Here is a 2913-nt window from a genome sequence, read left to right as displayed (position 1 = left end):
AAAGGTTCCATTCCTTTTATGGCAGAGTTGATAAAGCATGTTGATACCCATATTGAAATGGATTTTATGTTAGTGTCAAGCTATCATGGTGGGACATCTAGCAGTGGTGTTATCAATATTATTAAAGATATTGATCAAGATATTGCTGGACGTCATATTCTTTTTGTCGAAGATATTATTGATACGGGAAAAACATTGAAAAGCCTGTGTGAGTTATTTAGGGAGAAAAAAGCTGCGTCTGTTAAAATTGCTACACTTTTGGACAAGCCCGAAGGACGAAAAGTTGATATTGAAGCAGATTACACATGTTTTACAATTCCAAATGAATTTGTAGTTGGTTATGGTCTAGATTTTGATGAAAATTATCGGAATCTTCCATATGTAGGGGTTTTAAAAGAAAAAGTTTATACAAAATAAAAAGGTATATTGATAGATAGATGAAAAATAAACAAAATAATGGTTTTATAAAAAATCCTTTCTTATATATTTTAATTATTGTTGTTGTTATTACAGGTTTTCAGTATTTTTCAGCTGGAAGTTCTGTAGGTCATAGTCAGCAAATTAACTATACTGAGCTAGTTAAAGAAATTAAAAATGGAAATGTAAAGGATATTAGCTATCAGCCAAATGGTAGTGTTATTGAAGTTGCAGGTACTTATAAGAAAGAAAAGAAGGTAAAGGATAATAGTGGTATTCAGTTTTTTACTCCTTCTTCTACCTCTGTAAGCCGCTTTACTAGTGTTATTCTACCTTCAGATTTAACGATAGCTGAATTACAAAAATTAGCTTCAGATAAGGGGACTGAAATCACCATTAAACGTGAAAGTTCAAGTGGTGTTTGGATTCAGGTGCTGACAACTCTGGTGCCATTTGCCATCTTTGCTTTCTTCCTGTTCTCTATGATGAATCAAGGTGGAGGCGGTGGAGCGCGTGGAGCTATGAGTTTTGGACGTAATAAAGCGCGTGCGACAAACAAAGAAGATATAAAAGTACGCTTTTCTGATGTAGCAGGTGCGGAAGAAGAAAAACAAGAACTAGTTGAAGTTGTTGAATTTCTAAAAGATCCTAAACGTTATACAAAACTAGGGGCTCGCATACCAGCTGGTGTTCTTCTTGAAGGCCCTCCAGGGACTGGTAAAACTCTTCTTGCAAAAGCCGTCGCTGGTGAAGCAGGAGTTCCATTCTTTAGTATTTCGGGTTCAGATTTCGTTGAAATGTTTGTCGGTGTCGGTGCTAGCCGTGTTCGCTCTCTTTTTGAAGATGCAAAAAAGGCAGCTCCAGCGATTATCTTTATTGATGAAATTGATGCTGTTGGTCGTCAACGTGGTGTTGGTCTCGGTGGAGGAAATGATGAGCGCGAGCAAACCCTTAATCAACTTCTGATTGAGATGGATGGTTTTGAAGGCAATGAAGGGGTTATCGTCATTGCTGCTACTAACCGAAGTGATGTTTTAGATCCCGCTCTTTTGCGTCCTGGTCGTTTTGACCGTAAAGTTCTTGTTGGTCAGCCAGATGTAAAAGGTCGCGAAGCAATCCTTCGTGTTCATGCTAGAAATAAACCTCTTGCTGAAGATGTTGACTTAAAACTAGTTGCTCAACAAACGCCTGGTTTTGTTGGTGCTGATTTGGAAAATGTCTTAAATGAAGCGGCTCTTGTCGCAGCGCGTCGAAATAAAAAAGTTATTGATGCTTCTGATATCGATGAAGCAGAGGACCGAGTTATCGCAGGACCGTCTAAAAAAGATAAGACAGTTTCACAACGTGATCGTCAAATTGTTGCTTATCATGAAGCAGGACATACAATTGTTGGGCTTGTTTTATCAAATGCACGTGTTGTTCACAAGGTAACTATTGTACCTCGTGGTCGTGCGGGTGGATATATGATTGCTCTCCCGAAAGAAGATCAAACTCTTTTATCTAAAGAAGATATGAAAGAACAACTTGCAGGATTGATGGGAGGACGTGTTGCTGAGGAAATTATTTTCAATGTCCAAACTACAGGTGCTTCAAATGACTTTGAGCAAGCTACACAAATGGCACGTGCGATGGTAACAGAGTATGGTATGAGTGAAAAACTCGGTCCAGTTCAATACGAAGGAAACCATGCAATGTTTGGTGCTGCAAGTCCACAAAAATCAATTTCCGAACAGACTGCATATGAAATTGATGAGGAAGTACGTAATTTGCTTAATGAAGCGCGCGACAAAGCAGCAGAAATTATCCAATCCAATCGCGAAAAGCATAAATTAATTGCGGAAGCTCTTCTTAAATACGAAACACTTGATAGTCATCAAATCAAATCATTATATGAAACGGGTGAAATGCCTGATGAACCAAATGCAAGTTCTTCACATGCTTTGAGCTATGATGAAGTAAAATCTCAAATGGAAGAGCAGAAACCAGAATAAATTAAAATGTTAAAGAGGCTGGGACAAAAGTCCGACTTCAAATATAAAAAGCGAACAAAACTAGTTTTCTGGTAATCAGAATTCTGCTTTGTTCGCTTTTCGCATTTAATTATAGATTTGAAGGGCTTAATAATTAAGATTTTTAAAAATTGAAATCTTTTTGTCCCAAACTCTTTAATTCTATCCGCTGAACAGCATGTAAAAGTGCCTGAAGAGATAGATAAGTGTATTAAGAAGTACAAAATAGAATCTAAAAAAAGTAGAACAGCTACCCAGCCCTCCTAAAAGCTTCAAGTTTGCTATCCTTAAAAGGTCAGTAAAAAGAAGGAGAAGGAAATGGAGTTCAAGGAGTTGTATGGCAAGGTAAGGGGGATTGTATTAAAGTGCCGTCGGGATTATTATGTTCACTTGTGGGAATTAAGCGATTGGGAACAAGAGGGCATGTTGGTGCTCTATCAGTTGGTGAGTCGCTATCCGCAGCTAGTAGAAGAAGATCATCAGCTCT

At 37.9% G+C, this 2913-nt stretch carries 2 protein-coding genes and 1 pseudogene; all 3 read left to right on the top strand.

Annotated features, from left to right (window positions below):
* A partial coding sequence (hpt, locus tag HMPREF2887_RS00020) for a hypoxanthine phosphoribosyltransferase (protein WP_084740301.1) occupies nucleotides 1-417 on the top strand: 417 nt, incomplete at its 5' end.
* Between the two features lie 20 nt (nucleotides 418-437).
* The gene (gene ftsH / locus HMPREF2887_RS00015) at nucleotides 438-2408 is read left to right on the top strand and encodes an ATP-dependent zinc metalloprotease FtsH (protein WP_003026841.1); all 1971 of its coding nucleotides are present in this window, start codon (nucleotides 438-440) and stop codon (nucleotides 2406-2408) included.
* A 336-nt stretch (nucleotides 2409-2744) separates the two neighbouring features.
* Nucleotides 2745-2913 (top strand): annotated as a pseudogene (locus HMPREF2887_RS10320) (sigma-70 family RNA polymerase sigma factor); the annotation flags it as partial.

The sequence above is a fragment of the Streptococcus sp. HMSC071H03 genome, from assembly GCF_001813035.1.
Classification (GTDB): Bacteria; Bacillota; Bacilli; order Lactobacillales; family Streptococcaceae; genus Streptococcus; species Streptococcus anginosus.
The sequence above is the reverse complement of the archived record's forward strand: the minus strand, read 5'-3'. Positions and strand labels throughout refer to the sequence as shown.

Coding starts and splice junctions, on each gene's coding strand:
- ftsH (WP_003026841.1), top strand. CDS start 438: ATGAAAAATAAACAAAATAATGGTTTTATAAAAAATCCTTTCTTATAT.